24 protein-coding genes are annotated in these 23,518 nt (G+C 58.9%); 13 read left to right on the top strand and 11 right to left on the bottom strand.

Translation table 11 applies throughout. The features are described from left to right. Positions 1 to 194: 194 nt before the first annotated feature. Complete coding sequence (locus ASG72_RS18610) at positions 195 to 410, bottom strand: PhoH family protein (protein WP_056715789.1); 216 nt, start codon at positions 408 to 410, stop codon at positions 195 to 197. 159 nt (positions 411 to 569) lie between these two features. Between ASG72_RS18610 and ASG72_RS20910 the strand changes: the two genes are divergently transcribed. From ASG72_RS20910 to ASG72_RS20455, 4 genes are all read left to right on the top strand, one after another. Next, complete coding sequence (locus ASG72_RS20910; RefSeq protein ID WP_156396058.1) at positions 570 to 1,784, top strand: hypothetical protein; 1,215 nt, start codon at positions 570 to 572, stop codon at positions 1,782 to 1,784. Next, positions 1,784 to 2,023 carry a hypothetical protein gene (locus tag ASG72_RS18595; RefSeq protein WP_056715782.1) on the top strand — a complete coding sequence of 80 codons (240 nt, stop codon included), beginning with the start codon at positions 1,784 to 1,786 and terminating at the stop codon, positions 2,021 to 2,023. Before ASG72_RS20910 ends, ASG72_RS18595 begins: the two co-directional genes overlap by 1 nt. Further along, entirely contained in the window at positions 2,023 to 2,499 is a 477-nt protein-coding gene (locus tag ASG72_RS18590; protein WP_156396057.1) for a hypothetical protein, read from the top strand. Before ASG72_RS18595 ends, ASG72_RS18590 begins: the two co-directional genes overlap by 1 nt. 88 nt (positions 2,500 to 2,587) lie before the next feature. Further along, positions 2,588 to 4,189 (top strand): DNA methyltransferase, encoded by a 1,602-nt coding sequence (locus ASG72_RS20455; RefSeq protein WP_156396056.1) that lies wholly within the window; start codon positions 2,588 to 2,590, stop codon positions 4,187 to 4,189. Positions 4,190 to 4,482: 293 nt separating this feature from the next. On the opposite strand, the gene ASG72_RS18580 is transcribed toward ASG72_RS20455, so the two are convergent. Further along, on the bottom strand, positions 4,483 to 4,938 hold the full coding sequence (locus ASG72_RS18580) for a hypothetical protein (RefSeq protein WP_156396055.1): 456 nt from the start codon (positions 4,936 to 4,938) through the stop codon (positions 4,483 to 4,485). A 125-nt stretch (positions 4,939 to 5,063) separates the two neighbouring features. On the opposite strand from ASG72_RS18580, the gene ASG72_RS18575 reads away from it, so the two are divergent. Both ASG72_RS18575 and ASG72_RS20905 read left to right on the top strand, forming a co-directional pair. After that, the gene (locus ASG72_RS18575; protein WP_156396054.1) at positions 5,064 to 5,600 is read left to right on the top strand and encodes a hypothetical protein; all 537 of its coding nucleotides are present in this window, start codon (positions 5,064 to 5,066) and stop codon (positions 5,598 to 5,600) included. A 108-nt stretch (positions 5,601 to 5,708) separates the two neighbouring features. Further along, positions 5,709 to 6,221: a hypothetical protein gene (locus tag ASG72_RS20905; RefSeq protein ID WP_156396053.1), complete on the top strand. Its 513-nt coding sequence runs from the start codon at positions 5,709 to 5,711 to the stop codon at positions 6,219 to 6,221. Positions 6,222 to 6,910: 689 nt separating this feature from the next. Here the strand turns inward: ASG72_RS20905 and ASG72_RS18565 are convergent. After that, positions 6,911 to 7,402 (bottom strand): hypothetical protein, encoded by a 492-nt coding sequence (locus ASG72_RS18565; RefSeq protein ID WP_056715765.1) that lies wholly within the window; start codon positions 7,400 to 7,402, stop codon positions 6,911 to 6,913. Between the two features lie 174 nt (positions 7,403 to 7,576). Then, the gene (locus tag ASG72_RS18560; RefSeq protein WP_056715762.1) at positions 7,577 to 8,002 is read right to left on the bottom strand and encodes a DUF1236 domain-containing protein; all 426 of its coding nucleotides are present in this window, start codon (positions 8,000 to 8,002) and stop codon (positions 7,577 to 7,579) included. A gap of 243 nt (positions 8,003 to 8,245) precedes the next feature. Here ASG72_RS18560 and ASG72_RS18555 point away from each other — a divergent pair, with 243 nt between their 5' ends. Continuing rightward, on the top strand, positions 8,246 to 8,578 hold the full coding sequence (locus ASG72_RS18555) for a hypothetical protein (RefSeq protein WP_056715758.1): 333 nt from the start codon (positions 8,246 to 8,248) through the stop codon (positions 8,576 to 8,578). 119 nt (positions 8,579 to 8,697) lie between these two features. Beyond that, positions 8,698 to 10,935 carry an MHYT domain-containing protein gene (locus ASG72_RS18550; protein WP_082540477.1) on the top strand — a complete coding sequence of 746 codons (2,238 nt, stop codon included), beginning with the start codon at positions 8,698 to 8,700 and terminating at the stop codon, positions 10,933 to 10,935. A 1-nt stretch (position 10,936) separates the two neighbouring features. On the opposite strand, the gene ASG72_RS18545 is transcribed toward ASG72_RS18550, so the two are convergent. After that, entirely contained in the window at positions 10,937 to 11,323 is a 387-nt protein-coding gene (locus ASG72_RS18545; protein ID WP_056715752.1) for a response regulator, read from the bottom strand. A 241-nt stretch (positions 11,324 to 11,564) separates the two neighbouring features. Between ASG72_RS18545 and ASG72_RS18540 the strand changes: the two genes are divergently transcribed. The 4 genes from ASG72_RS18540 (at position 11,565) to ASG72_RS18525 (ending at position 16,094) form a co-directional block, all read left to right on the top strand. Further along, entirely contained in the window at positions 11,565 to 13,799 is a 2,235-nt protein-coding gene (locus tag ASG72_RS18540) for an EAL domain-containing protein (RefSeq protein ID WP_056715749.1), read from the top strand. Beyond that, positions 13,799 to 14,299, top strand: coding sequence for a hypothetical protein (locus ASG72_RS18535; protein WP_156396051.1), 501 nt, complete (start codon positions 13,799 to 13,801; stop codon positions 14,297 to 14,299). The genes ASG72_RS18540 and ASG72_RS18535 overlap by 1 nt, the downstream gene beginning before the upstream one ends. A gap of 548 nt (positions 14,300 to 14,847) precedes the next feature. Then, positions 14,848 to 15,516, top strand: a complete 669-nt coding sequence (locus ASG72_RS18530) for a haloacid dehalogenase type II (protein WP_056715742.1) — start codon at positions 14,848 to 14,850, stop codon at positions 15,514 to 15,516. Positions 15,517 to 15,542: 26 nt separating this feature from the next. Beyond that, complete coding sequence (locus ASG72_RS18525) at positions 15,543 to 16,094, top strand: peroxiredoxin-like family protein (protein WP_056715739.1); 552 nt, start codon at positions 15,543 to 15,545, stop codon at positions 16,092 to 16,094. Between the two features lie 46 nt (positions 16,095 to 16,140). On the opposite strand, the gene ASG72_RS18520 is transcribed toward ASG72_RS18525, so the two are convergent. Next, positions 16,141 to 16,917 (bottom strand): sulfite exporter TauE/SafE family protein, encoded by a 777-nt coding sequence (locus tag ASG72_RS18520; protein WP_056715735.1) that lies wholly within the window; start codon positions 16,915 to 16,917, stop codon positions 16,141 to 16,143. Between the two features lie 218 nt (positions 16,918 to 17,135). On the opposite strand from ASG72_RS18520, the gene ASG72_RS21350 reads away from it, so the two are divergent. After that, positions 17,136 to 17,357 (top strand): GDCCVxC domain-containing (seleno)protein, encoded by a 222-nt coding sequence (locus ASG72_RS21350; protein WP_082540475.1) that lies wholly within the window; start codon positions 17,136 to 17,138, stop codon positions 17,355 to 17,357. Between the two features lie 150 nt (positions 17,358 to 17,507). On the opposite strand, the gene ASG72_RS18515 is transcribed toward ASG72_RS21350, so the two are convergent. The 5 genes from ASG72_RS18515 to ASG72_RS18495 form a co-directional block, all read right to left on the bottom strand. Then, a complete protein-coding gene (locus ASG72_RS18515) occupies positions 17,508 to 18,080 on the bottom strand; it encodes a recombinase family protein (RefSeq protein ID WP_200939977.1) in 573 nt (190 codons plus the stop codon). A 532-nt stretch (positions 18,081 to 18,612) separates the two neighbouring features. Next, positions 18,613 to 18,885, bottom strand: a complete 273-nt coding sequence (locus ASG72_RS18510; RefSeq protein ID WP_056716538.1) for a DUF4242 domain-containing protein — start codon at positions 18,883 to 18,885, stop codon at positions 18,613 to 18,615. A 71-nt stretch (positions 18,886 to 18,956) separates the two neighbouring features. Beyond that, positions 18,957 to 19,775 (bottom strand): class I SAM-dependent methyltransferase, encoded by an 819-nt coding sequence (locus ASG72_RS18505; protein ID WP_056715731.1) that lies wholly within the window; start codon positions 19,773 to 19,775, stop codon positions 18,957 to 18,959. 1,326 nt (positions 19,776 to 21,101) lie between these two features. After that, complete coding sequence (locus ASG72_RS18500; protein WP_056715727.1) at positions 21,102 to 21,497, bottom strand: hypothetical protein; 396 nt, start codon at positions 21,495 to 21,497, stop codon at positions 21,102 to 21,104. A gap of 577 nt (positions 21,498 to 22,074) precedes the next feature. Beyond that, positions 22,075 to 23,349, bottom strand: a complete 1,275-nt coding sequence (locus ASG72_RS18495; protein ID WP_056715723.1) for a site-specific integrase — start codon at positions 23,347 to 23,349, stop codon at positions 22,075 to 22,077. Between the last annotated feature and the right edge of the window lie 169 nt (positions 23,350 to 23,518).

Below are 23,518 nucleotides of genomic sequence, written 5' to 3'. Positions count from 1 at the left end.
ATCACGTCACCCCGACAGGACAGCCCTTCGTAGCATTCCTGGGCGCGCGAGGTCTCAGTCTGAGGTACCATCCTCAGCATTGTTTGGGATGAGCGGCATCAGGTTTGTGCGCCTCAGCAGAAGCCATAACGCGTCGTCCAAACTGGGTTTGGATTTCTCGACCACGACTATGGCCGATATCTGCGGCTCCTCGCTCAACGCTCTTCGCTCTCGATCGCGACTACCCACTGCTTGCGTATGCCCGAGCGGACGAGTTCGTCTCGGCCAAATTCGACGAGGATCGCAGGCAGGATGTCGCTTTTCGCCACGTGGATTATCTTCTGGAGGCCGGGCGTCTCGCGGTGATCGACGCGCGTGCAATCGCTTTCCTGGATCAGTTTGGCATCTTCACTGACGCGGGTCAGACGCACCTCATCGTCACCGTCCGCATGGCCATGGCGGTGAGGGCTGGCAGAAAGCGACGGTGGACGAAACTGCGGGGACGGCTGGGATCAGATTAACGGCCGGGTGAGGATGCTGGGGCGGGTTGCAAAAAATGATCGACAAAATCGAGAACTGCCTGATCATGCTTGTTCATCGAAACAAGCGTGGAGCAATCATTGGGACTGATCGAGCGTCAAACGCGCCTGCCACGAGAATTTCGCGGCTACGCGCTAAACGTCGCGGCTCGCCTGGAAGCGTCTTTACCCCACTTCCTGTTGCATTTATATTATACGAATAGCCTCAGACGCCAAAATTTTTTTGCTTTTTCTACCGAAATAGACCTCGATCACCCGGAGGATTTTCTTCGCCGCATTGAGATGCAGGCTCCCGATGTTCTCGCCGATGTCGGTCACCTCGATCCCCTAGCGCAGGTCGCCCGCGCTCTGGTCCTGCTGAAGCCGAAGCGCGTTCTCGAAGTTCTGTTCGGCGAATGCCCCGATGGGCTGCTCGGGGTGTTCAGCAGGTTCGGAAGCCAGCCGGTCTACGGCCCTGAAACCTACCGGCTGGCGTTCGAACTGTTCTCCGATCCGCGCCACAGGCATCGCGCCAAAGTTCTCGGGCAGCTTCCCGGTCAAATTCGTCCTGAGCACGTCACCGTCGCTGCCAGCCTCGACGAACGGCTGTTGCACCGCAGCGTTCTGGAGCGCTGTCATCCGAGAGAAGTTGCCGCGTTGAACCGCTTCGTTGAGATGATCGTGGACCTGTGCGGCGCGACGCCCGAACTCATCCGGGAAAGCCTCGACCAACTTCCGGTCGGCTCAACAGGGTGCCGGATGACCGAATGGGCTGAGGGCTGGCTTGCGCGTCAGGTTCGGCTCCCTTTCGAGCCGCCGATCCCGAAAACTGATCCCGACTTGAAGTTGCGGCTGGGTGCCGATTTGATCTCCCTGGGCCGCCGCTTTCGTAATTGCGCCTCGCAGCGCCAGTCGTTTTCATTCGTCGGGGAGTGCTTGATCTACGAGGTCACGATCCCTGGCGAACCGGCAGTGGTCGAACTCCTGCGCCTCAGCAGCGGCACCGAGGTGCGATGGGTATGCGAGGACCTGCTGACCGTTCGAAACCGGCGCGTGAAGCCCGAAACCGCCGCTGCCGTCAAAGCGAAGCTCGACCAGCACGGCGTCTTGTATCAGTCGCTGACCCGGCCTCCTGACGACGAGCAGGCTCTGCATAGGCTCCTCGATCATCACGTTCGCCCAGCATGGGATGAACGGGCTATTGCGGAAAGAGAAGCGGGCGGAGCGATCCTCGATCAGATGCTCGACGAACTCGAAGAAGAGGTCCACGGCAGGGAGGCGGCTTGATGGACGCCGTCCTCGTTCATATCAAGCATGCACCGGCCCGTGAGACCGTTCTTGACGCCAACGGCAAGATCATCGGCGTGATCGAACGCCAGCGACACGCGCGCAGGCTTGTCGCGCGCAACGCTCAAGGGGCAGTGGTCGGCATCTACGACGAACGCTCCCGACTGACGAGAGATGCGCGAGGCCAGATCGTCGGCACCACCAATCTTCTTGCGGCTCTGCTTTGGCGGGGACGCTGATGCAGGTCCTTCTCGTTCTTTTCGTACTAGGTTGGATCGCGTCTCTCCCAGCGGTCTTCTGGTGGGTTGTGCTCGGCGTAGTCCTCCTCGCGCTGGGGTTCGGCGGATACCTTCTGCTTGACCTGAACGACCGAGCTAACTTCCCTTGGCTGGACCGCATCACAGTGGATCGCAGTTATCTCACGGCACTGGAAGCTGCCTGTAACAAGGCCAAGGCCGAGGCGCGGCTTCTGCGAACGGAGATCGAGCAGGTTCGCTCTGTTCCCCCCGTTGCCCAGCCCGATGCGACCGAGGCGCTATACCGACGAGTTGGGCTGTCCCCCGGCGCACCGCCATGGCTGGTAGACGCAGCACGTCGCGCATACCGACAAAAGCTCCACCCAGACTGCCACCCGGCGCATCGGAAGATGGAGGCACAAGCAAGGTTCGTGCAGGCCGAGCGTATATTCGACGAGATCGCGGCTCTTCGGGCGTAGCAGGCTCAGGGCGGCGCGTTAGCCGAACGGATACGATTCCTGGGCCAAAAGGTGAGCATTCGTTTCCGTCTGCGCACTGATTTGGCCCATGGATTGTGACACTCTCGAAGCCGCCGCAGCCCGCCTCGGCGAAGAACTCGTCAAGGCCCGGCGTTCGCGAAAACTCTCGCAACGGTCGCTTGCTGCCAAGGTCGGCCTGTCCCGGATGACGGTTGCCAATCTAGAGGCAGCGCGGGGAACGGTAGCGGCTCTTGTGATGGTGCTGAACGCTTTGGCGCACCGGTTCACCGAGCAGCCTGCTGATCTCGAACTCGGGCCTTGGCTCGCTCATACGCGAAAGCGCCTCGGACGGTCACAGGAACGTCTCTCGATTCAAGCAGGCGTTTCAAGGCCAGCCATCATTCGGATCGAGCGTGGCGAGGGCACCATCGCAACGTTGAGCGCGGCCATGGTTGTGCTCAACTTGTCTCCGTCACTCATCGATGTCGGAGTCGAAGCGGCACCAGCGCCCCTATCGACGCCGACCGCCCGGCTGCTTCATGGCGACTGCCGCGATCTGATGCGAGGCTTTGCCGAAGAGGGCGTATTTTTCGACTCGATCGTGACCGATCCCCCTTATCATCTCGGCTCGATCTCTCGCCGGTTCGGTCGGAAAGGAGCGGCTCCGCTGACCGGCGGTGAGCCTGGATCAAACAATCCTTACCGCAAAATCGCCAACGGCTTCATGGAGCAGGAGTGGGACGGGGGCGACATCGCATTTGATGTGCAAACGTGGCGAGCGGCCTTCAATGTCCTGAAGCCCGGCGGTCATCTTGTTGCCTTCGGGGGGACGAGGACCTTCCATCGTCTCGCGGTTGCTGTGGAGGATGCAGGCTTTGAAATCCGCGACACAATCATGTGGATTTACAGTTCGGGATTTCCAAAATCACTGAACTTAAGAGGGGAGCACGCCGGTCGAGGGACGGCGCTTAAACCGGCGTTCGAACCGATCATCATCGCGCGCAGGCCGATCGCGGAAACAAGCGTGGCGTCCAACGTCGTGCGGTTCGGTACCGGCGCGATGAACATCGATGCTTGTCGCGTTCCTACGAGCGAGCGGATCGAGCAAGGTCGGGTGGGCAGGAAACTCGGGACCTCCGTCGCGCTAACTGGCCGTGGCCTGCCTCCAACCGGCCTCGTCGATGTAGCGCGAAAAGATCGACCAACATCCCGGCCGGGCAGCAAAGGCTTTGCGAGCTTCACTGAAGCCAATGTGGCGGCCGGAATTCGACCAGCGACGAGCTTGAAGCAATACGTCGAAGCGCCGAGGGCAGAGAATGGCCGATGGCCCGCCAACGTGATTCATGACGGTATTGATGAGACCTGGGGCCGGTACTTCTACGTGGCTAAGGCGTCAAAGGCCGACCGAGGTCCGAGAAACAAACATCCATGCGTCGAGCCGTCTGAACTAATGAAATATTTGACCCGCCTTGTGACACCGCCGGGCGGCATCATTTTTGATCCCTTCGCCGGGTCGGGATCGACAGCCGTCGCCGCCCTCCAAGAAGGCTTCAGCTTCGTCGGCTCCGAGATGATGGCCGAGTATGTCGAGATCGCCCGCCGCCGAATCGCGAAGGTGATGCCGACGACCGGCTCGCCGCTCAACGATCTTGCGGCGGAGGAGACACCCGCGTTCCGAACCGCATCTTGAAGTGGAAAGCGTCATCGGCATCTGCAAAGAAATACACTCGCCCAGCGCCATCCGGCAGAGTGTCGAAGGCAAATGATGCCGAGCGATGTTGCTCGATCCAGTGCCGCCGTTCGTCAAGCTCGGCGCGGAAGCGATCGTCGCCGAGAGCGTGGCACATGAGGCCGTGCTGCCTCACGACGTGGGGGTGGCTGGCGAGCCGTTCGGCGCGGACGCGTTCCGCAATGCCGCTCGCTTCGATGCGTCTCATCTCGTATTTATAGAAGTGGCGCGCCTGGGCGCGCCACTGAGACTGGTCAGATGGCCAGCCGAACCGCGAAGGCGTCGGTGTCTGATTTAACGTAGATGTACTGGTGGGTCCTGTGGCGACCTGAAGGTTTGAAGACCACCTGCTCACCCTCCTTCATACCCAGGTGGGCGATCATGCGGCGAGCATCATTTACATCGCCCTGCACGCGAAATTGATGCCAGCGCTCAATCTGAGTGATGACGATCGCCTCTCCCAGGATGGGGAAGTCGGGATGCTTGATCAGGTCAGCCGCGATTTGATTGAACGGCGTCCTCCGGGCGGACCAAACCCAATAGTAAAGATTGGCGCTCGCGCCGTTCCATTTCACCGAAACAGGCGGGTGCGAGCTAGTAAAATCTGATTGATGAAAAGCTTCTTCATTCATGATACCATTGGCATTGATGCGGGTGCCGAGAAAAATCTTTGCTTTGGTCGGAATGCGACCGGTCTTGATAGTTGCCATTTGGAAATATCCATTGGTGTTGCAATGAACATTGAATACCGGATGGCTTGCTCAAGAGTCGAAATTAACATCATAGCCTAAAGGCATGATGGGGCGATCGCGGCGGACCGATCCATAAATAGCCTATGACCCGTATGTGCCACTCGTCTTCGCGATGCGCCTCGATCCTCTGCGAGGCGTGCTGCTGGCGATATTCACTCAGGATTGCCCGCCGCATCCAGGCGCACGATCCGCGCCAACTTCACTCATTGCAGATCACTGCACCGCTCGCTGACCCCTCCCAATTCGGGCAACTGCGGAAGAGCATTCACAACGCCTTCTGCTACCGCCGACGACAATGCCGATGGTGGTCCAGAGTCGGCATCTGGGGCTGGTGGAACGGCATCGGTCTGCGCGGCCTCGTCGAACTTGGCTCTATTACCGCGACCGAGTTTGTCTCCGCGCTGCAACGACAGGGAGCCTTTCGCCTTCTGCCCATTGCCACCGAGACAGTCCGAGCCGAGGTGTACGCGGCGGCTATGTCGGTTCCGGCCAGCATTAGGGCGGACGGGACGGGGCGATATCAGCCGTTCAAGATCGCGATCGAACCCGTGATCGTCACGACGCGCTCGCTGCCCATCCCCGACAGCATCGGGATGATGCCGATGCTACTGCCGGACTGAGATTCTCGGACGCCCCCCTTGGTCGCCATCCCAAACATTAACTTTGTTAGTTGGAGCGAACTTTGCCCCTTCACCGCCGTTGCGTGAGTAAGCGAGGAGGCGGTAGCTATGAAACGACTGTTGCTAGTGGGGGCGGTGGTTGGCTTTTCTATTTCCAGCCCAACAGGAACTTCAGCGCGTAATCTGTTCGAGGATTTCGCCGCGACATTCTTCGGTGCCCCCTCTCGGCCCACTGCGTACTACTACGTGCCAGAGCGCGAGTACGCGCCGCTTCATATGACAGTTCGGAAGAGGCAGCCTCGGAAACCGAAGCCGGTCTCTCTTCCAGAAGTTTCTACCAAGCCGTCGCCGCCCCTCGTGAAACTCGATCCGGCAACCGATGCAAACTGGTATCTCAGAGACCCCACGCTGCGGCGGGGTGATATCGTGGTCACCACGAAAGGCGTGCTGGTCTACAATGGCCGCCGAAGTGACGAACTCCGTCGTTCTGACTTCGCCTCACTAGGCAAGTCGGGTGGGAAGGCGTGGCAGAAAGAACTGCTGGCGGGCGCAGCAGCCGGGCGCACCTATTTTTCTGATGAGACTGCTCCGCCCACTAATCTTCAGGCTACCGCGCAATAATTGCTAAAACAGTTGGTTTCCAACAGCTTTGGCTCTGTATCGCGCGCGCAGATGAACGCCAAACAGGCCCGATGCTTTCGCTAACAGGGGCTAGTTGCCTTACCGCTGCCATACTGCGCGCTATTGAAGTCGCAGCCGGAGCCGGGGTTGTTATGACCTTGGGTGGTGCCGAGACATCGCTTGGGAGAGCAGGACCGGTTCCGGCAACGCCCCAACATCGCGTAGCCTAAACTCAGGCGGTAAGGCGGCTCATCCTGACCTGCGATCAGCGACACAAAGACCGTGGTCTAGGTACACTTCCTACAACCACGTCAACCAACTTGACTATCAGCGGCACGCTTGCCGTTGATCGGTGACGAACCGGTCGGCAGCAAGCCAAGCGATTTCTGAATCGTCCTGACGCCTGTCCCGGCATAGCTCGTCGATGATGAGAGCCAGTCTCTGAGCTTCGATCTCTCGATGCCTATGGTCTACGCAGCCAGCCGCAGTGATAATCGCCCAGGCCGCGTCGAAGTAGGGGTCTGACGATGACGAGAGGCCGCTCGCAAGCTTGACCATTCGCTCACCTCTCGCGTTGCGCGAACAAGTTCCAACCGGGACCATGTCGCTGAAATGGAAACCGGCGGTAAACGCATGGTCGGTTTCGCGCATCTCCTTATTGGCGGTGCAGACGCGCAAGCAGAGCAACTTCACCAGTAGCGATAATGACCAAAATGTCGGGCTCTTCGACCGTAAGCGCGAGCGTGCGGAGGCGGACCGCCGTAATATCGACCGTCCCTGTAGCCCCCGTTCCAGTGTCGCGAGTGCTTCCAGCCCCTGTGACCTTTGAACTTATGGCCGCCCTTCTTAACCTGCTCGATATGGTCGGGAAACTCGATGGCAATGACGCTCGCGACGGGCGCGGCATTGGCAACCGGAATGGACGCCAGAGCGAGCCCGCACAAGGCCGCTGCGAGGATGAGTTGTTTTCGCATAGTTTGACCTCGGAGCGTGGCCTTAAAACAATGGCTGTTCGCCTCAATCACACACGCGGGTGCGGCGCTCGACCATCTCGCCATATCGATTGACACGACGCCTGATGACAATCCGGCAGTCGTCATCATCATCGTCGCGAACTGCCGGACCGCGAAAATTCCGCCGATCCCAATCGCCTCGATGATCCCGGTAACGCGGTCCATCATAGCCGGGGCGATCGATCCCGAATTCCAATTGGACCTGGGCGTTTGCAGGAGCGGCGATGGCTCCCAAGGCGATCCCTGCTGCAATCAGGCTTGCTCGTATCATGACGCTACCTCCGTGCTTGCGATCCGCGAAATTGAAGAGCCCACCCCGCGAGGGGTGGGCTCAGTAGAAAATCACTCGATGATCTGGACGATCTTACGGGTCTTCGGCTCGACCAGGACGGTCTTGTTGTTCACGACCGTATAGCGGTACTCGGTCTTGCCATACTTAGCCGGAACCTCGCGGTACGTGATGGTGTCCGGCAGCGTCGCGCCAACCACGACCTGCTCCTTGTAAGTGACGGAGGGCACCTTCTGCTCTGTCACATAGGTGCGGAAGGCAGGACGCTGATCGGCCGCGATGCCGCCCACGATCGCACCCGCCGCCGCGCCACCAACAGCACCGACAGCCGCACCAGCAGGACCGCCGACGATTGCGCCGCCGACTGCGCCAGTCGCTGCTCCGCTGGCCGCGCCACCGGCAGCGCCGGAACTGGACTGAGCGAAGGCAGCCGCCGGAGCGATCGCGAGAGCAGTGATAAGAACGAGGTTCCTGATCATGGCTATTCCCTTTCGAGGACTTCTGTTGTGACCCCTGCCGCGCCTCATAAACGACGGCCAGAGACCTCGGTTCCATGAATAACCGTTCATGCTGAGGGGGTTAGCGGGGTTGTGGAACGAGGAGGTGATTGTACCAACGGTTTGCAGGCCGTCCGAAAAACACCAGTTCCATTCGGAACAAACCGCGCGCGACCGCGTCGAGCGTGAGGCCACCCTGTACTCGGCAGTTGAAGGACGGCTGTCATGATGAAGGCATATTTCACGGCGCTCCTCGCACCGAGTGCGGTCGTGCTTTCCAGCTACGGCTGTGCGCTTGCCAACAGCAGCACTTACATCTGCAAGTTTGAAACTGGCGTCGTGGTGATCGACCCTGTGGGACCAGACGGGGCGATCACCGTCGAGGTCGCCGGTCAACGTCGCCCGTACGCTTTGGATGACGAGAAGCTGGTTCCTCACGAGGCCGGACTGCCTACGCTGCTGTTTCAACCAGGGCTCAAGCGCTGGAAGAGGTTGAACGAAAACGGCGAAACCATCGAGATCACGATCTGCAAGTCGATCGCAGCGACCACTCACTGACGAACTGCCGTGCCCATCGTGAGGGCAAGCATCAATTGCGACCATCAGTCGGCTGATGTAGGCCAAAGCCCCATATTCTTACGCGCCCATAGGTAGTGAATGCCGTGTCGATTGCAGGAATGCACGATCCCTCGCTCGTCGCGCTTTCGATTCTGGTCGCGATGCTGTCTGCCTTTGCCGCGCTTGATCTGGCGGGACGTATCCGCGCCACCTCCGGCTTAGCCTCGTACGCTTGGCTAGGCACTGCCGCCCTGGCTCTGGGGGGCGGCATCTGGGCGATGCACTTCATCGCGATGCTGGCTTTCAGCGTGCCCGGAATGGCGGTGGAGTATGACTTACTGTTGACCGTATTCTCGTTCGTTCTGCCAATCCTGGTGACGGGGCTCGGTTTTTTCATTGTTCAACGACCGGGGAGTACCCCAGCCGCGCTGATCGCAAGCGGCCTTATCATGGGGCTCGGGATCGCTGCCATGCACTATACCGGGATGGCGGCGATGGAGATGGACGCATCCATCGCCTATGATCACTGGTGGGCTGCGCTATCGGTTTTGATTGCGATTGGGGCGGCCACTGTAGCTCTCTGGCTTGCGCTCAAAAACACCGGCATAGGCCAGAAGATCGTAGCCGCTATCGTAATGGGCATTGCTATCGCGGGCATGCACTACACAGCGATGGTCGCTGCATCCTTCACGGGCGGTCACGCTACCCAGGACAGCTACGACCATGCGACTATCGGGCATACCAGCCTAGCTGTCGCAATTGCAGCGGCCACCTTCCTGATCCTGGTGCTGGCTATGATCGCCGCCATGTTCGACCGCCGCTTCGCGGTGCTCGCCGAGAAGGAAGCAGAAGCGCTTCGAAGCAGCGAGGAGCGCTTCCGCAGCCTGTATCGGAGAACGCCGCTGCCTCTGCATGCCCTGGACCATGAGGGGCGAATTGAGCAGGTGAGCGACGCCTGGGCGGAACTGCTCGGTTACCATCGCGAGGCCGTTATCGGGCGTCCGCTTTCTGACTTTATGACGGAGGATTCGGCGCTGAGACGCGTCGAGGCGGAGTGGCCCAGGCTGATTGCCCACGGTGAGCTACAAGGCTCCGAACATCGCTTGGTCTCCTCCACCGGCAGCGTGCTGGATGTTCTGCTGTCTGAGCGCGTCGAACAATACGAAAGAGGCGAGTTCGCGCGCGTACTTGGTGGCTTGGTGGATATCACCGCTCGAAGACAGGCAGAAGACGCTCTCCGGCAGGCGCAAAAAATTGAAGCGGTTGGCCAATTGACGGGAGGGGTGGCACACGACTTCAACAACCTTCTCGCTGTGATCAGTGGCAACCTCGACCTGTTGCGAAAACACATGCCGAGCGACCCCAAGCTGACCCGACTTGTCGAAAATGCTCGTCAGGGCGCACAACGCGGGGCGGCGCTTACTCAGCGCATGCTCTCGTTCGCACGCAGGCAAGACCTCAAACCTGAGCCTGTGGACGTACCCGCGCTTGTTCGGGGCATGGAGGACCTTCTCCAGCGCTCCCTGGGGCCTCAGATGCAGATCGAGACGCGCTTTCCGCTGGGACCCGCTCGCGCGCAGGTCGATGCCAACCAGCTTGAACTGGCCCTGCTGAATCTTGTGGTCAACGCGCGAGACGCGATGCCGGAAGGCGGCACCATTTCAATCGCTCTCAAAGTTGGAACAGGCTGGGAACACGGGCCTGAGAAGTATGATTTGAGTCAATTCGTCTGCCTATCTGTGACCGATACGGGCGAAGGCATGGACGAGCCGACATTGGCGCGCGTTCGGGAGCCGTTCTTTACCACCAAGGGTGTTGGCAAGGGGACAGGGCTAGGTCTTTCCATGGTCCACGGCTTCGCTGAGCAGTCAGGCGGCAAACTGGTGCTGATTAGCGCAAAGGGCCAGGGCACCACTGCCGAAATCTGGCTCCCAGCCGCAAAGGCCGCACCTGCTCCGATGATAGTTGAGCAAGAGGCAGACAATCTAACGAGCAACAGCCAATCGCTACGTCTGCTGGTCGTCGATGACGACGCGCTGGTGCGTTTGAACACCGTGATGATGTTGGAGGATGCCGGTCATTCGATCGTTGAGGCTGCGTCCGGCCCAGAGGCTCTGACTCTACTCGCCGAGAACCGGTTTGATCTTCTTATCACGGATCAGGCCATGCCAAAGATGACGGGCGTGCAACTGGCTGAGATTGTCCAGGAAAAATATCCCCAAATGCCCATTCTCGTAGCTACCGGGTACGCGGAACTTCCGCCGAACGTGAACCTGCCGAGATTGAGCAAACCGTTTGATCAGCACACTTTGGCACGAGCGATCGATGCGTGTCTGAAGTTCGATCTCCCCGGCTAGGTCAGGACAAAAGTTGATCGGGCTGATTGAGGAGCATGGAGATCGCGGTAATGATCTGCGAGAAAGCGAAAGGCTTTGCAATCATTACGCTGTTCGGCACGCCTTGTGACGACCAGTCGCCTGTGCTGTCACCGCTGATGTAAACTACAGGCATTGTGGGCACCGATGCTCGGATGTATCTTGCCACTTCCCAGCCGTTTGAGCCCTGGCCGAGCCTGATATCGGTGATCACGGCGCTGAAGTCCGCAGGCCGCTCATCGAAAATTCGCATCGCATCCGCGCCATTGGCTGCATCTACAACGTCAAAACCGGCTTCAACCAGCGAGCTTTCGATATCCATCCTAATCAGAAGCTCATCTTCAACGAGCAGAACCGACACTGTTGTCACCCGACCTCCGTTCCGCTCGCAATAAGCGCGCAAATGATCGTCCTACCCCAATTGTTCCGCATGGGACCATTCATGACAAGTACACGCGGTTCAGGCGGCGGTCCAATGCTGGAGGATCAAGATCGTGTCAGCGTCGCCGATACGGCTCCCGCTGCTCATCGTCTTAACTCGCTTTCAACGTGGATGGATCAGTCTGGACCTGCCAACAACCGGACAGGCAGAAACAGTCATGGATTGCTGCGTGAGCGAGAATTCGCGCCGCGCTTGGAGCCAGCAGGAGCGGCTTGCTGCGCTCCGAGACTACGCGATCTTGGATACAGAGCCAGAGGTCGCCTTTAATGACATTGCCCGGATCGCCGCAGAAATCTGCAACGCTCCGATGGCAATGGTGAGCTTCGTTGAGGACACGCGGCAATGGTTCAAATCCGAGATCGGGTTGGGCATCTGCGAAACGCCAATAGATGCGTCCATTTGTGCCCACGCCATCAAGCAGGACGATCTCTTTATCGTTCCTGACACCACCAAGGACCCTCGCTTCGCCGAAAACTCGCTTGTGACCGGCAACGCCCGCGTGCGCTTCTACGCAGGCGCGGTCCTGAAAAACAGCAATGGGCTTCCGCTGGGGACTGTCTGCGTTCTGGGAAACGAGCCGAGGCCAGATGGGCTCACAAACGTGCAGGCTGATATCCTTCGTGCCTTAGCTCGGTCAGTTATGCGGGAACTGGAACTTCGCGTCGCCAACCGAGCGTTGAGAGACAGCGATGAGCGCCTTCGACTGGCCCTCCAAGCAGGCAGAATGTTCGCTTGGGAACGAAACTTAAGCGACGACTTTGTGACCCGGTCCGGTAGCGCACTCGATTTGATTGGCCTTGGCTCCGGCCCCGCGTCGGAGTTTGACGATCGGGTCCACCGCGACGACAAGTGGCGCGCTCCGATGTGGGGCTCAGACGACCAGCAAGAAGAAATCCGCTACGTCCGACCTGATGGGAAAATCGTTTGGCTCTCGGCGAGGTCAATCGCAGTTTCGGAAGAAGGCAAACCCAGGCGCTTGATCGGGGTAACTTTCGATATCACCGATCGAAAAAGGGCTGAGCAAGAACTTTGGTGGATGGCCAATCATGACGCATTAACGGGCCTTGTAAATCGTGTGCTCTTTCAGCAGCGTCTTGCGGAAGCGATAGAGAGTGCGGGGGCAAGTGGCGCGAGTGTCAGCCTGCTGCTGCTCGATCTCGACGATTTCAAATCGGTCAACGACACATTAGGCCATGACGCAGGCGATGCGTTGCTTGTCGAAGCTGCAAAGCGACTGTCAGCGAAGGCGCGTGACATCGATACGGTTGCTCGCTTGGGAGGCGATGAGTTCGCTGTCATTCTCCTCGATACGGATTTGGATGAGGCATCTCGGTTCGCCCAGGAATTGGCCGAGGCAATGTCGCATGTCATCCATTACGCCGGTCGCGCGATCTCGACCAAAGCCAGCATGGGTATAGCGGCGTTCCCTGCTCACCACGGCTCTCCGATTGAGTTGATGAAGGATGCTGATATCGCGCTCTATCGGGCAAAGGCTGAGCGACGAGGGCGCGCTGTTGTTTACACTGAAGCGGCCCGCGAACGCATCGAACAGCGCGTGCGGGTGCTGGCAGAGGTCCGGGACGGATTAGGCGCTGACCAGTTTCGTCCTTTTTATCAACCGCAGGTTTCGCTCAGAACTGGCGAGATCGTCGGTTTGGAGGCGTTAGCTCGGTGGCAACATCCCAGCCGTGGCATCTTGGCACCGGGCTCTTTCGGACCTGCTTTCAGTGATCCAGAAACCACCGTGGCGATGGGCGCGCGCATGATCCGACATGTGCTGGGCGACGTGCGCGGTTGGCTTGATCAGGGAATTGACTGCGGACGGGTGGCGGTGAACTTCTCGTCCACCGAGTTTGGTGACCCTCACCTCGCTGAGCATATACTCGCCTTGTTGGCCGAATTTAGCGTCCCGACGTACAAATTTGAAGTCGAGGTTACCGAAAGCGTCTTCTTGGAGCGTAGCACCGAGACTGCCTTAGACATCCTCAGGCAGTTCGCTAGAGCGGGTGTGACTGTCGCTCTTGACGATTTTGGCACGGGCTTCGCCTCACTGACACATCTGAAACGATTCCCCGTCCACCACGTCAAGATCGATCAAAGCTTCATTCGCGATCTTGAAACAGACCGCGAAGACGCTGCGATCGTGTCGGCCGTTATCAGTCTGGGCCAGAGCATGGGGATGGAAGTGACGGCAGAGGGCGTGGAGACCGCTGGTCAGGCGGCTAGGCTGAAGGCCATGGGATGTGATCAGGCCCAAGGCTATTTTTATGCCAAACCCATGATCGCTACCAGAGTGCCCTGGCTGATATCGAATTGGTCCCAGCCGATCACCGCGTCAATCAATGGACCCAACCGGATCGAAAACAACACTGAATGCGACCAGCAAATCAGAGTTTCTAGTTGATGAATCAAGAAAAACGTAAATATCTCCGACAAACCCTGCGGCTTAACGGCAGGATGTTGATGCCTGATAATTCGGAGATTACCTGTGAGACCCTCGATGTAACACCAGATGGGTTCTCGACAACCTCTCCCATCCTGCCATATCGGGGGCAGCGGATCGTGGCGTATATCGACAGGCTTGGCCGGATCGAGGGGACGGTGGTTCGCGTAAACCGGGACACAGAGTCTTTCGCCATGATCCTGGCGATGACGGTGCGCAAGAAGAAACAGATCGCAGCCGTAGTAGCACAGATCACCCAGAGCGAGTTGGCTCAGCGGTGGGATATTGTCTCACCTCCACTTGAGTCCGGCTCCAAATTACGTCCCCTGCTGGACCGTAAGCTGCTTGAGGAAAGTCTAGGGCTCGCAGAGGAGCCAGCAAAAAATATCCCACACGACCAACGCCGCGAGGTCCCGCAATCGAATTCGGACCCATTGCGGCAATATCTCGATTTTGATTAGCCCCGCCCCGGCCCATACAGTTCGCTCTCAGCCTATGAGATCAGAAGCCGAGCGATAGTTCGAGCGGTCGAACTGGCGATGACAGAGCCCCTCGAAAGCGGCTCTGCTCGTCTTGTTCTTGAGCGTCAGGGGCAGCAGACGCCAGCAAGAGCCGGGGCAGCAAGCATCATCATCGTGGTCAGCGTCAGTGCAATGAGTTTCATGTCGGTCTCCAGTTGGTTGGCACGGAAATCTACACCGCGCGCTTGCAATCTTCCACAAGGCTATCTTTCACAATGATGGCACATCACGTCCGCCGGTGCACGGTGACGCTCTGCTGACCCGCCGGTTTCACAGAATGTTGATGGATCAGGCGCAGGAAACGCTGGCCTTCGAGTGCCTCTGGCCCTCTCTCTGAGCCTGCTTTCCAGAACCACACTAACGACTCGCATTCGAATGAACCGGGTAAGAACTTGTCGCCGCGCCAACCACTGCGATGGCACCGGCTAACGTCGCTGTTTTGCAAGTGACGGTGATCAAGGCCGGAACGATGGCGTTGAGTTGGGTCGTTGAGACCAAAAGTCGTAGCCTTCGACATCATTGAGACAGTGTTCTCGCTGGAAAGTATGCGGCCTCGACTGGAGGGCCTTGGGCTACCGGCAAGTGCGATGGAAATCTGGTTTGCGTCAGGGCTTCGCGATGCGTTTGCGATCGCTCTGACAGACCGGTTTTCCCCATTCCCGATTATCTTGAAGGGCGCGCTGCTCACCCTTCTGCACGCTCACCGACTACCCTTAGACGAGCAGCGCGCATCGAGCGTGCTGGAGGGTATGAAGAGTCTTGACCCTCACCCCGATGCGCACGCCTCGTTCAAGGCGCTTTCGGACGGGGGTTTCAGGCTCGGCGCCGTCAGCAACGGCGCGCGAACTTCCACTGAGACCCTCCTGAAGCGCGCTAAGTTGGACGGTTTTATAGAGCAGGTGATTTCGGTTGAGGATGTGAGCCTATCGAAGCCGCGACCGGAGGTGTACCGGCACGTCGCCCACTGCGTAGGGGTTGATCTTTCCGAGGTAGCCCTTACTGCCACCCACGCCTGGGACACGCACGGTGCTAAGGCAGCCGGGCTGATGACGGCTTTCGTTGCCCGAGGTCAGCCTTATCCCGACGTGATGCTCACGCCTGACATTCAAGGCCAGGAGTTGACCGACGTAGCCAACGCACTGCTCGGCTTGCCCTGATCGAACGCTTCATACTGGAGACGCACATGACCGACCTCACCCCCTTGTTTCCGCGCCAGCCTGTTCCGCCTCTCGTGGTTCCTCTCGCGGGTGGAGGGTCCTTCGACCTCGCGGCGGAGAGCCCGGAGCAGTTCACGCTGGTCGTGTTCTACCGGGGCCTCCACTGCCCCCTGTGCAAGGCTCAGCTTCGAGACCTTGAGGCGAAGCTACCAGAGTTCGAAAGGCGAGGCGTTGGCGTCGTGGCGGTATCGACTGATGTCCAGGAGCGCGCGGAGCAAACCAAGTCCGACTGGACCCTGCAAAATCTACGGATCGGTTTCGGGTTGGGGCTTCTTCAGGCGCGAGCCTGGGGCCTCTACGTCTCCTCCTCCAATGGCAAGACCTCGGCTGGCCTGGAAGAGCCCCCTCGTTTCGCCGAACCCGCTCTCTACCTTGTCCGCCCGGACGTCACCCTTTACTTCTGCTCCGTGCAGACGATGCCATTTGCGCGGCCTCAGTTTTCTGACGTTCTAAGCGCAATCGACTTCGTGGTCGCCAGCGGCTATCCGGCGCGCGGCGAGGTAATGGCGGCGGTCTAACAATCACATTGTAGGTTTTTACGCTACCGACAGAGCCCGGACACCTTCAGGACTGCACAAAATACAGCGTACTTAGCGCCGCGCCTACACTGATAACCGACCAGCGTATGACGCTGGTCGGAACCCGTCGAGCTACCACTACCCCTAAAATCCCACCCAGGATGCTCGACGCTGTGACAACCAACGCCTCGGGCCAATGCACAAGTCCAGAGAACAAAAAAAGAATTACCGCAAACCCCTGCATGAACACAGAAAGGATGTTCTTGGCCGAATTGGCGTCATGGAAACGGTCGCCGAATATTAGCGACAGTGATGCGAGCATCATTATCCCCATTCCAGCGCCGAAATATCCGCCATAGATGGCCACTAAACCTTGTAAGACGATTCCACCGAGAGAGAATGGTGTTGCGGAACTATCGAAATCCCCGTTTTTTGACGTCAGGTAGCTTACAAGCGGCAAGATTTTAGGTGAAATCGCGAACAAGGCCGTAGCAAAGAGCAAGAGCCAAGGTACCAGTCCGCGAAACGTCGTGTTGTCCGTGTTCAGGAGCAGCCATCCACCCGCCAATCCTCCGGCGGCGGAAATCAAGCAGAGCGGAACCAGCGTACGCCCCAAGGCCAAAATCTCGCGTCGATAGGCGATGGTCGAGGCGATAGAGCCCGGCATCACCGCCACGGCGCTGGTGGCGTTCGCGGCGACTGGTGGGATGCCTACGGCCATCAACGCTGCAAATGTAAAGAACGTACCGCCACCCGCGATGGCGTTAACTCCCCCAGCGATTAGCCCCGCACCGGCTAACAGAAGACCGTCGAAAATCTGCAAAACAGATACCCCTCACCGGCCCAACGGCGCGTTCTTGTACTGATATTTCAACCAGTTCGCCCGTATGGTTGGGCGCTGTTGATCATCCGGCGGTGAGTTAGAGAACCCCCATTAGCGATCTAGCAACCAGCTTCTAGCGTATGAGCCCGCTTGCTGTTCAAAGCTTCGTAGCTTCTGATTGTGCTTCGAGCATCAGATGTGGAGGAGAATGAGAGATTATGCAGTTTCAATCCACGCTGACCTGCCCGCAGTGCGGCAAACAGTCCGTCGAGACCATGCCGACTGACGCCTGCCAGTTCTTCTACGAGTGCAGCGGCTGCGGGACCGTCTTGCGCCCCAAGCCAGGAGATTGCTGCGTGTTCTGTTCCTACGGTGACGCCCCCTGTCCTCCGATCCAGGAAGCCCGTCAGACCGGTAAGACTTCGCCCTGCTGCGGTTGAAGGCAAAAATGGCAGTGTGTCGGCTGCATGGCACGCTCACGCTCCATCTCTCTCACAATCGGTCGTTTCCGAGAGAGCCTCGGCCTGATCGAGATCGTCTGGGATTTCCGTGCGGACGGTGTCGCAGAACTCGCGGTCAGAACTCTTCCGTCACGCTGCGGAGTTCAGGCATCGATAGACGCTGGCCCGGCTGATCCCGACCTGTCTGACGATGTCGGCGACCTTCGCCCCCTCGGCGTGGAGAGCCCTGACTGTTTCCGCCTGTCTGCGGGCGGTCGGTGCTCGGCCCCGGTATCTGCCCGCAGCCTTCGCCTTCGCAATTCCTTCGAGTTGCCGCTCCAACATCACGGCACGCTCCCAGGCTGCCGTCCCGGCCAGGATGGTCATGATCAGCTTCGATGTTGCGTTGGACGTGTCGAACGCGCCTCCACCCCCGAAGCTCAGGATGCGGAGGGCGACACCCTTTCTCTCTAACCTCTCGATGATTTGGAGCAGATCAGCGACGCCGCGAGAGAGCCGGTCGGGACGGGTGACGACCAGCGTGTCGCCCGAGCGAGAGAAGTCGATAGCGGCTTCCAACTGCTCCCGCCGCGCTACCGACGAGACCTGTTCGGAGAACATCTTCTCGACGCCAGCCGCCTTCAGGTCCCGTTCCTGCGCCTCAAGCCCAGCCTGTTGGTCAGAACTACTTGTCCTCGAATATCCAATCAGTATTCCTGCCATTCTGCTCTCCGTCTCACATGATCCTAAGACCCGAGCCTCTCACGCATTCTCAAACTCGCAACCGATTTGTATGAGACAGTTCTGGAACATCTGTGCGACGGCTCAGAAGACCCTGCTCGTGTGAGACGGCCTCGGTCGGCTTCGTGCGAAACGAAAGCGCCCGTGTCACTGCCAGATTTGTGATCCCTCATGCGGTGGATTAGCTACCCGGTGCCGGGTAGCTTTGGTTTCACAACTTGGAGAATGCAATGAAGCTTGTCGCTCTCACTCTCACCACGCTGATGATCCTGGCGGCCCCGGCTCTCGCAACAGTCTCCTGCTGCCCCTGACGCATCGAGACTAATAATGGCAAAGCCGCCTTCGGGCGGCTTTGTCGTTTAGGGTTACAGCTACTATGCTTGCACCGGGCGCAACGTTCGGCCTGCGTCACATCGAAGAGTTCATGCCGGTTCAACGAACAGCAACCACAACAAGAGCGTGTGGTTGCCGACCAGACTGACGCCTGCAAAGCCAGACTGATGTGAGGAGACGGCTACTCTGCTGTCGTAGGATCGATCGTGGCCCGGACCTGCGCGATGCTATTCGCGGGAAATCCCGCCGTGACAGCGTGCTTGCGGATCAGTTCCTCGCTCGGGGCGCGGTAAACGCAGTAAATCTTGTCGTCCGTGACATAGCTGTGGACCCACTGAATCTCAGGTCCTAGCTCTCGCAGAACGTTGCAGGACCCTTGAGAAGCACCTTTAAGCTCCTCCGGTCCGAGCTTGCCTGCTCCCGGCATTTCTCTCTCGATTACGAACTGCGGCATGATCATCCTCCCCAGGTTGGATCGAGAGCTTGCTCCTCCCAAAGCAGGCTGTCCACAACCTGCTGGGCGACCTAAGTAGTAAAGCGAGAGCCGCTCGCCTTCACCGCCCACGCTCTCGACATAAGCCGGATCGAGCCATCTTCCTGTCGAGGCAATGTCTCGTCGAGCTTCTGTCGCAGTCGTTCCCGGTGGTCTGGGTCAAGGCTCATGCAATAGCCGGGTGCGGGGCCTGCTCCGAGCGTGAACGGATGCCAGTAGTCGTCAAAGTCCTGGAACACCGTTGGCGCTTCGATGGCGGTTTGGTCGAGGACCTCAAGGCCCCCTTCCCTGGCCAGCGCCGCGAGCCCATCGGGGGTGCAGAATGGGAAGCGCTTGCCTTCCATCAGGTCCGAAGCCTTCGGGTCGAGTTCTATCGCTGCGCTCCAAAAGGCCCGCATGAACTCGATGCCGCCGCCGGGATAGTCCCAGACATAAAACCCGATCAAAGCACCAGGACGGCTGACGCGCCGCATCTCGCCCAGAGCCTGGACGCGGTCCGGCACAAAGTTGAGCACCAGCCCCGAAGCTATCACGTCGAAGCTTCTGTCCGCTGCCGGAATGGCCTGAGCATCGCCGAGCCGGAACTTCACGCGACCATCCGTGACCGCTGCCCCTGCTGTCTGGAGAAAGCCCTCTGACGGATCGATGGAGACCACGCTTCGCGGCGAACATCGAGCGACAATGGCAGCAGATAGCGCGCCGGTCCCGCAGCCTACATCGAGCCAGTCCGCACCGGCAGGGGCATCGATCCAGTCGAGGAACAGCGGTGCGATCTGTCGGCTCCAGCGGCCCATATAACGGTTGTAGCTGTCTCCGGCGCTCCAGGCGTCGTGGCGTGCATTCTCGGTCATAGCCGCTGCCCTCCGGCTGAGAGATTACACATTGTCCGGGCTGGATGTAATGAGTGGCCAGGATGAGAGCTTCACAAGCGCAACGGCTCCACTGATCCGTACCGCAAAACGCCTGCGTGCAGCGCCTGAAGCCCGCGATGGCCACCGTGCTGGACGGACGGGGAAACTGGCCGCGTGAGCTTCGCGCGCACAGAAGTCAGTAAAAAAAGACCCCTTTCGGCTCACCCGCCGCATGGTCGCTCCTTGTTTCCTATTGGAGCCGCGAACGCCTCCGGCAGGACGGGCCTCTCTTAGACGAGGTGAGAAAGACTGAATTCTCAATGCCGCCACGCGCGATTCGAGGCCCGACGCGCGTACTGCCCGCTTTCGTCGCTGGCTCAACGAGCGCGCCGATCATTCGCCGCGTTAAGAACTAGCGCCTTCGCCGTTGCGCAACGTGCCATTTGGGCTTGCCGATCTCCACCACCGGTTTGCGAATTCAAGCCATAATGTTTGAGAGCAATTGAGGTGCAAACTCACTGCGTTCGTTCACACCGCACTTGATGTTCTTCTTCACTCACTTCGCTCGCTTGAAGAACATCTTCGTGCAGAACTCGAAAGGAAGTAGTGAGGAATCTTTCGGGACCAGCGGCTTTGCCGCCCGCACGGGCTCACATAGATCGAGACATACTTCTATTCCCCCGCTCCCTTCCCGGTCTGAAAACACATCGGAGTTCAGACACTATTGAGAAGAGAGCGGGGGAGAGAGTTGTTGGTCTCACATGAGTGTCAACACTGAACCCGCAACCTACATCGTCCCAGATGATCATGGTGCTGCCTGCATCCCATGATTTTGCTGCGCTTCTCCGGTGCAAGCACCCAGCAGGTCACCGTGCGGTGGCCTCCGTCCAGACGCCGGTTCAAGTTGACGCATGGAAGAGTGACGGTTGTGAATTTTGACACAGAGCCGTCGTGAAGGAGTGACTATCTGTAGATGACCGCAGTCACCTACTAACCGAGCGCCCCTTCAGGTCTCGGTGGCGCATCCTACGCCTTGCCCTAGTCAACGGTAGAACTCCGCTTTTCGCAGCCTGGGCCGGGTCAGCCCTTCAGAACGACTTACGTCGCTGCCCTGGATGTCTATGTCTTGATCTTCTAATAATATTTATACACAACCCTGCTGTCGATATTATTTCAGCGTAAGGCTCAGTTTGGCCTTCGTGCGCCTGCCTTCAGTCCTGGTGTCCTTCGAGATGCGCTGCGTCATTGGACGCTGCATCGGCGTTTGCTTGGTCATGGACCCCCCGTTTCATGGTGCCGGGAAGTCAAAATTGAAATCTGCCTGCGTCAGGCGGTCGCACGCCGCTCCGTCCTCCTGATCGCGTTCATCTGACGCCAGACCGAATTGTCGAGCGTTTGGGTAGTGGGTCCGAAAACGTCGTCCATGACCGTACTGAGCGACCGCTTCCCCCGCGATTGCTTGGCGATCTCGATCCGCAACCACTCGGAGAAGCGCCCATCCCAATTCCGGTGGGTGCGCCTCCAGGTGATCGCCCAATCGAGCATCCGACGAGCCTGCTCTTCGACGAACGACGACGCGAAGATGGAAATGCTCATTGGCAGCGTGTTGTGTGCGTCAGGGTCGAATTGGAACTCCTTTCGGATTTCAGGATCGAGGAGACGGTCGCAGGCCATCTCGACCTGATGGATGTGATCCTGGGTCGGCGACCACTCGTCAGGCAACCTTGAGCCTTCCGCCGCCTCAGCCGTCGCAGAAGCCGACGAAGGAGGCTTCGCATGGATAGGGTTTGTTTTTTTCTTAGGGGGTGCAGGGGGACCTTCTTTTTTGTCAGGGGAAGGGTCACGGGCGTCACTGTGACCGGCCTCCGAAACAGCGGTACGGCGGGGCCTGCGAGCCGCCTGCTGCGTCGCTGGCGTTCCCGGTCCTTGGCCCGCTGGTTCTCGATACGGGCCTTAATTGCCGCCTGGAGGGCGTCCAGGATGGCGTCGCTGGGCAGGCCCTTGGCGCAGCGCTTCGATGGTCTCGACGGTGAGGTTCATCCCGATCTCCGGCAAAGCTTCGCCACCCCGCAAAGTGCAGGTTGACATCAGCGCAAATTGTGATTGGATCGGGCTGTCAGACCACGAGCAATCCAACCAACAACCCCTCGGCTTCGCGGGCGGGGGGGGTTGTCGTTTTAGGGTGACCGGAAATATTGATTAGTCAAGATGCTTGTTTCTGACACTGTTGACACTCTTGATACGGTTGGCACGGTTGTCGTGGTGTTTCGTTCAACGAATTTGGCTGAACGAAATCTTGTCAGTATCCGATCAAATCAATCCAAGGTTTGAGGACGGTCATCGGCGGCCCTTTTCCGTATCCATCGGCAGCCGTGATCTCCTCATGCCCGCAAATCCATTCCTGAATGTCCTCGGGACATTCCTCGGCCCTGAGCCGATCCTTGGCGCGGTGACGAAGTGAGTGGTTCACCAGCTTCTTGTCTTTGAGGCCGAGCGCGCGGAACGCCTTGAGCAGGTCCTTGCCCATGGTCCTGCTGGACTTCGTGAACAGGGGTCCGTCGATCTTCTCGGGATAGCGCTCCAGAAAGTCTTGCGGGAGCGGTATCCACCGATCGCTGCTTTCGGTTTTCGTGCCGACCCTGACCTTCCTGATGCCGCGTTCAAGGTGCTCCCGCTGGATGTCCCAAGGCTCGGAAAGGCGCATTCCCGTCGTCGCGAGCAGCGTCCACAGCTTGGCCACTTCAGGATCAAAGTGGTGCAAATTGGCGCGCACCAGAGACATCTGCTCTTCCGAGAAGGGATCGCGCACGAGAGCGTCTTCCTTCGGATCAAGCGCGACGCGCGCGAAAGGGTTGTGCTTCAGTTTCCCGTTTAAGACGGCGATGCCGCACATCGACTTCATGTGGCTCAGGTGCTTGTTGATCGTCGCGTTCTTCACCCCCTGCCCTTGCAGCGCCGCCACGAGCTTCATCGCGTCGGGACGGTAGGCGTCTTGGAAGAACATGTTGTCATTGACGGTCTTGAAGAGCGCGAACGCCTTAATGGCTTCGTTGAAGATGTATTTTTCAGGCTTCCGCTCCTTGACCCAATCGTCGAAGATCACCTGATCAGGATCGATCTTCTTCGCAGGCTTGGGCGCGGCGGCGACGAAGTGCGCCATGTCGGGGGACCCGATGCCGGGAAGCGGGGGACCTGCATCGGCGTCCGGCTCGTAGCTAGAAACCAGACTAACCCCGTTGCGGACTTCGCGCATCGAGCCGTCCAGGTCCTTGATCCACGCAATGTGCTCGTCAGCCATGACAGTGCGTCCATCGGGGAGCACGGTGCGGCCGATCGGGTAAAGGAACCCGGAGTTGACAAGGGTCGCTTTCCGCTTGCGGCGCTGCTCGGCGGCAAGAAGGCGGCGACGATGCTCGACCACGTAGGGGATCGCCAGCATCTGCGCTTCGGCCTTGTTGCGCGTCCGCAGGCTGATCTCCCGCTTCCGTCCATACTGCTCGATCAGCCAGTCGTCCGTGTATTGAAGTTTGACGGTCCAGATGCCGTTCCTCTGGTAGATGAGATCACGCTGCATGTCGGTAGACGCCCTTTTCAGTCAGAGCACCTTAGACACATGGCTAGACAGAGTCTATAAACCCGCATATGTCAGCATTTCGACGCCCTGAAGCTCATTCTGAAGGATTCAAATTCCCCTCCTTTCGGGCGCGCCATTTTCCCCTTCGGGGCGACAGCTTTTTTTCGAA

This window comes from Allobosea sp. Leaf344, from assembly GCF_001426225.1.
GTDB lineage: Bacteria > Pseudomonadota > Alphaproteobacteria > Rhizobiales > Beijerinckiaceae > Allobosea.
The sequence above is the reverse complement of the archived record's forward strand: the minus strand, read 5'-3'. Positions and strand labels throughout refer to the sequence as shown.

Coding starts and splice junctions, on each gene's coding strand:
- ASG72_RS18595 (WP_056715782.1), top strand. CDS start 1,784: ATGGACGCCGTCCTCGTTCATATCAAGCATGCACCGGCCCGTGAGACC.
- ASG72_RS18590 (WP_156396057.1), top strand. CDS start 2,023: ATGCAGGTCCTTCTCGTTCTTTTCGTACTAGGTTGGATCGCGTCTCTC.
- ASG72_RS20455 (WP_156396056.1), top strand. CDS start 2,588: ATGGATTGTGACACTCTCGAAGCCGCCGCAGCCCGCCTCGGCGAAGAA.
- ASG72_RS18580 (WP_156396055.1), bottom strand. CDS start 4,938: ATGGCAACTATCAAGACCGGTCGCATTCCGACCAAAGCAAAGATTTTT.
- ASG72_RS18575 (WP_156396054.1), top strand. CDS start 5,064: ATGACCCGTATGTGCCACTCGTCTTCGCGATGCGCCTCGATCCTCTGC.
- ASG72_RS20905 (WP_156396053.1), top strand. CDS start 5,709: ATGAAACGACTGTTGCTAGTGGGGGCGGTGGTTGGCTTTTCTATTTCC.
- ASG72_RS18565 (WP_056715765.1), bottom strand. CDS start 7,402: ATGATGGACCGCGTTACCGGGATCATCGAGGCGATTGGGATCGGCGGA.
- ASG72_RS18560 (WP_056715762.1), bottom strand. CDS start 8,002: ATGATCAGGAACCTCGTTCTTATCACTGCTCTCGCGATCGCTCCGGCG.
- ASG72_RS18555 (WP_056715758.1), top strand. CDS start 8,246: ATGATGAAGGCATATTTCACGGCGCTCCTCGCACCGAGTGCGGTCGTG.
- ASG72_RS18550 (WP_082540477.1), top strand. CDS start 8,698: ATGCACGATCCCTCGCTCGTCGCGCTTTCGATTCTGGTCGCGATGCTG.
- ASG72_RS18535 (WP_156396051.1), top strand. CDS start 13,799: ATGAATCAAGAAAAACGTAAATATCTCCGACAAACCCTGCGGCTTAAC.
- ASG72_RS18525 (WP_056715739.1), top strand. CDS start 15,543: ATGACCGACCTCACCCCCTTGTTTCCGCGCCAGCCTGTTCCGCCTCTC.
- ASG72_RS21350 (WP_082540475.1), top strand. CDS start 17,136: ATGCAGTTTCAATCCACGCTGACCTGCCCGCAGTGCGGCAAACAGTCC.
- ASG72_RS18515 (WP_200939977.1), bottom strand. CDS start 18,080: ATGGCAGGAATACTGATTGGATATTCGAGGACAAGTAGTTCTGACCAA.
- ASG72_RS18510 (WP_056716538.1), bottom strand. CDS start 18,885: ATGCCGCAGTTCGTAATCGAGAGAGAAATGCCGGGAGCAGGCAAGCTC.
- ASG72_RS18505 (WP_056715731.1), bottom strand. CDS start 19,775: ATGACCGAGAATGCACGCCACGACGCCTGGAGCGCCGGAGACAGCTAC.
- ASG72_RS18495 (WP_056715723.1), bottom strand. CDS start 23,349: ATGCAGCGTGATCTCATCTACCAGAGGAACGGCATCTGGACCGTCAAA.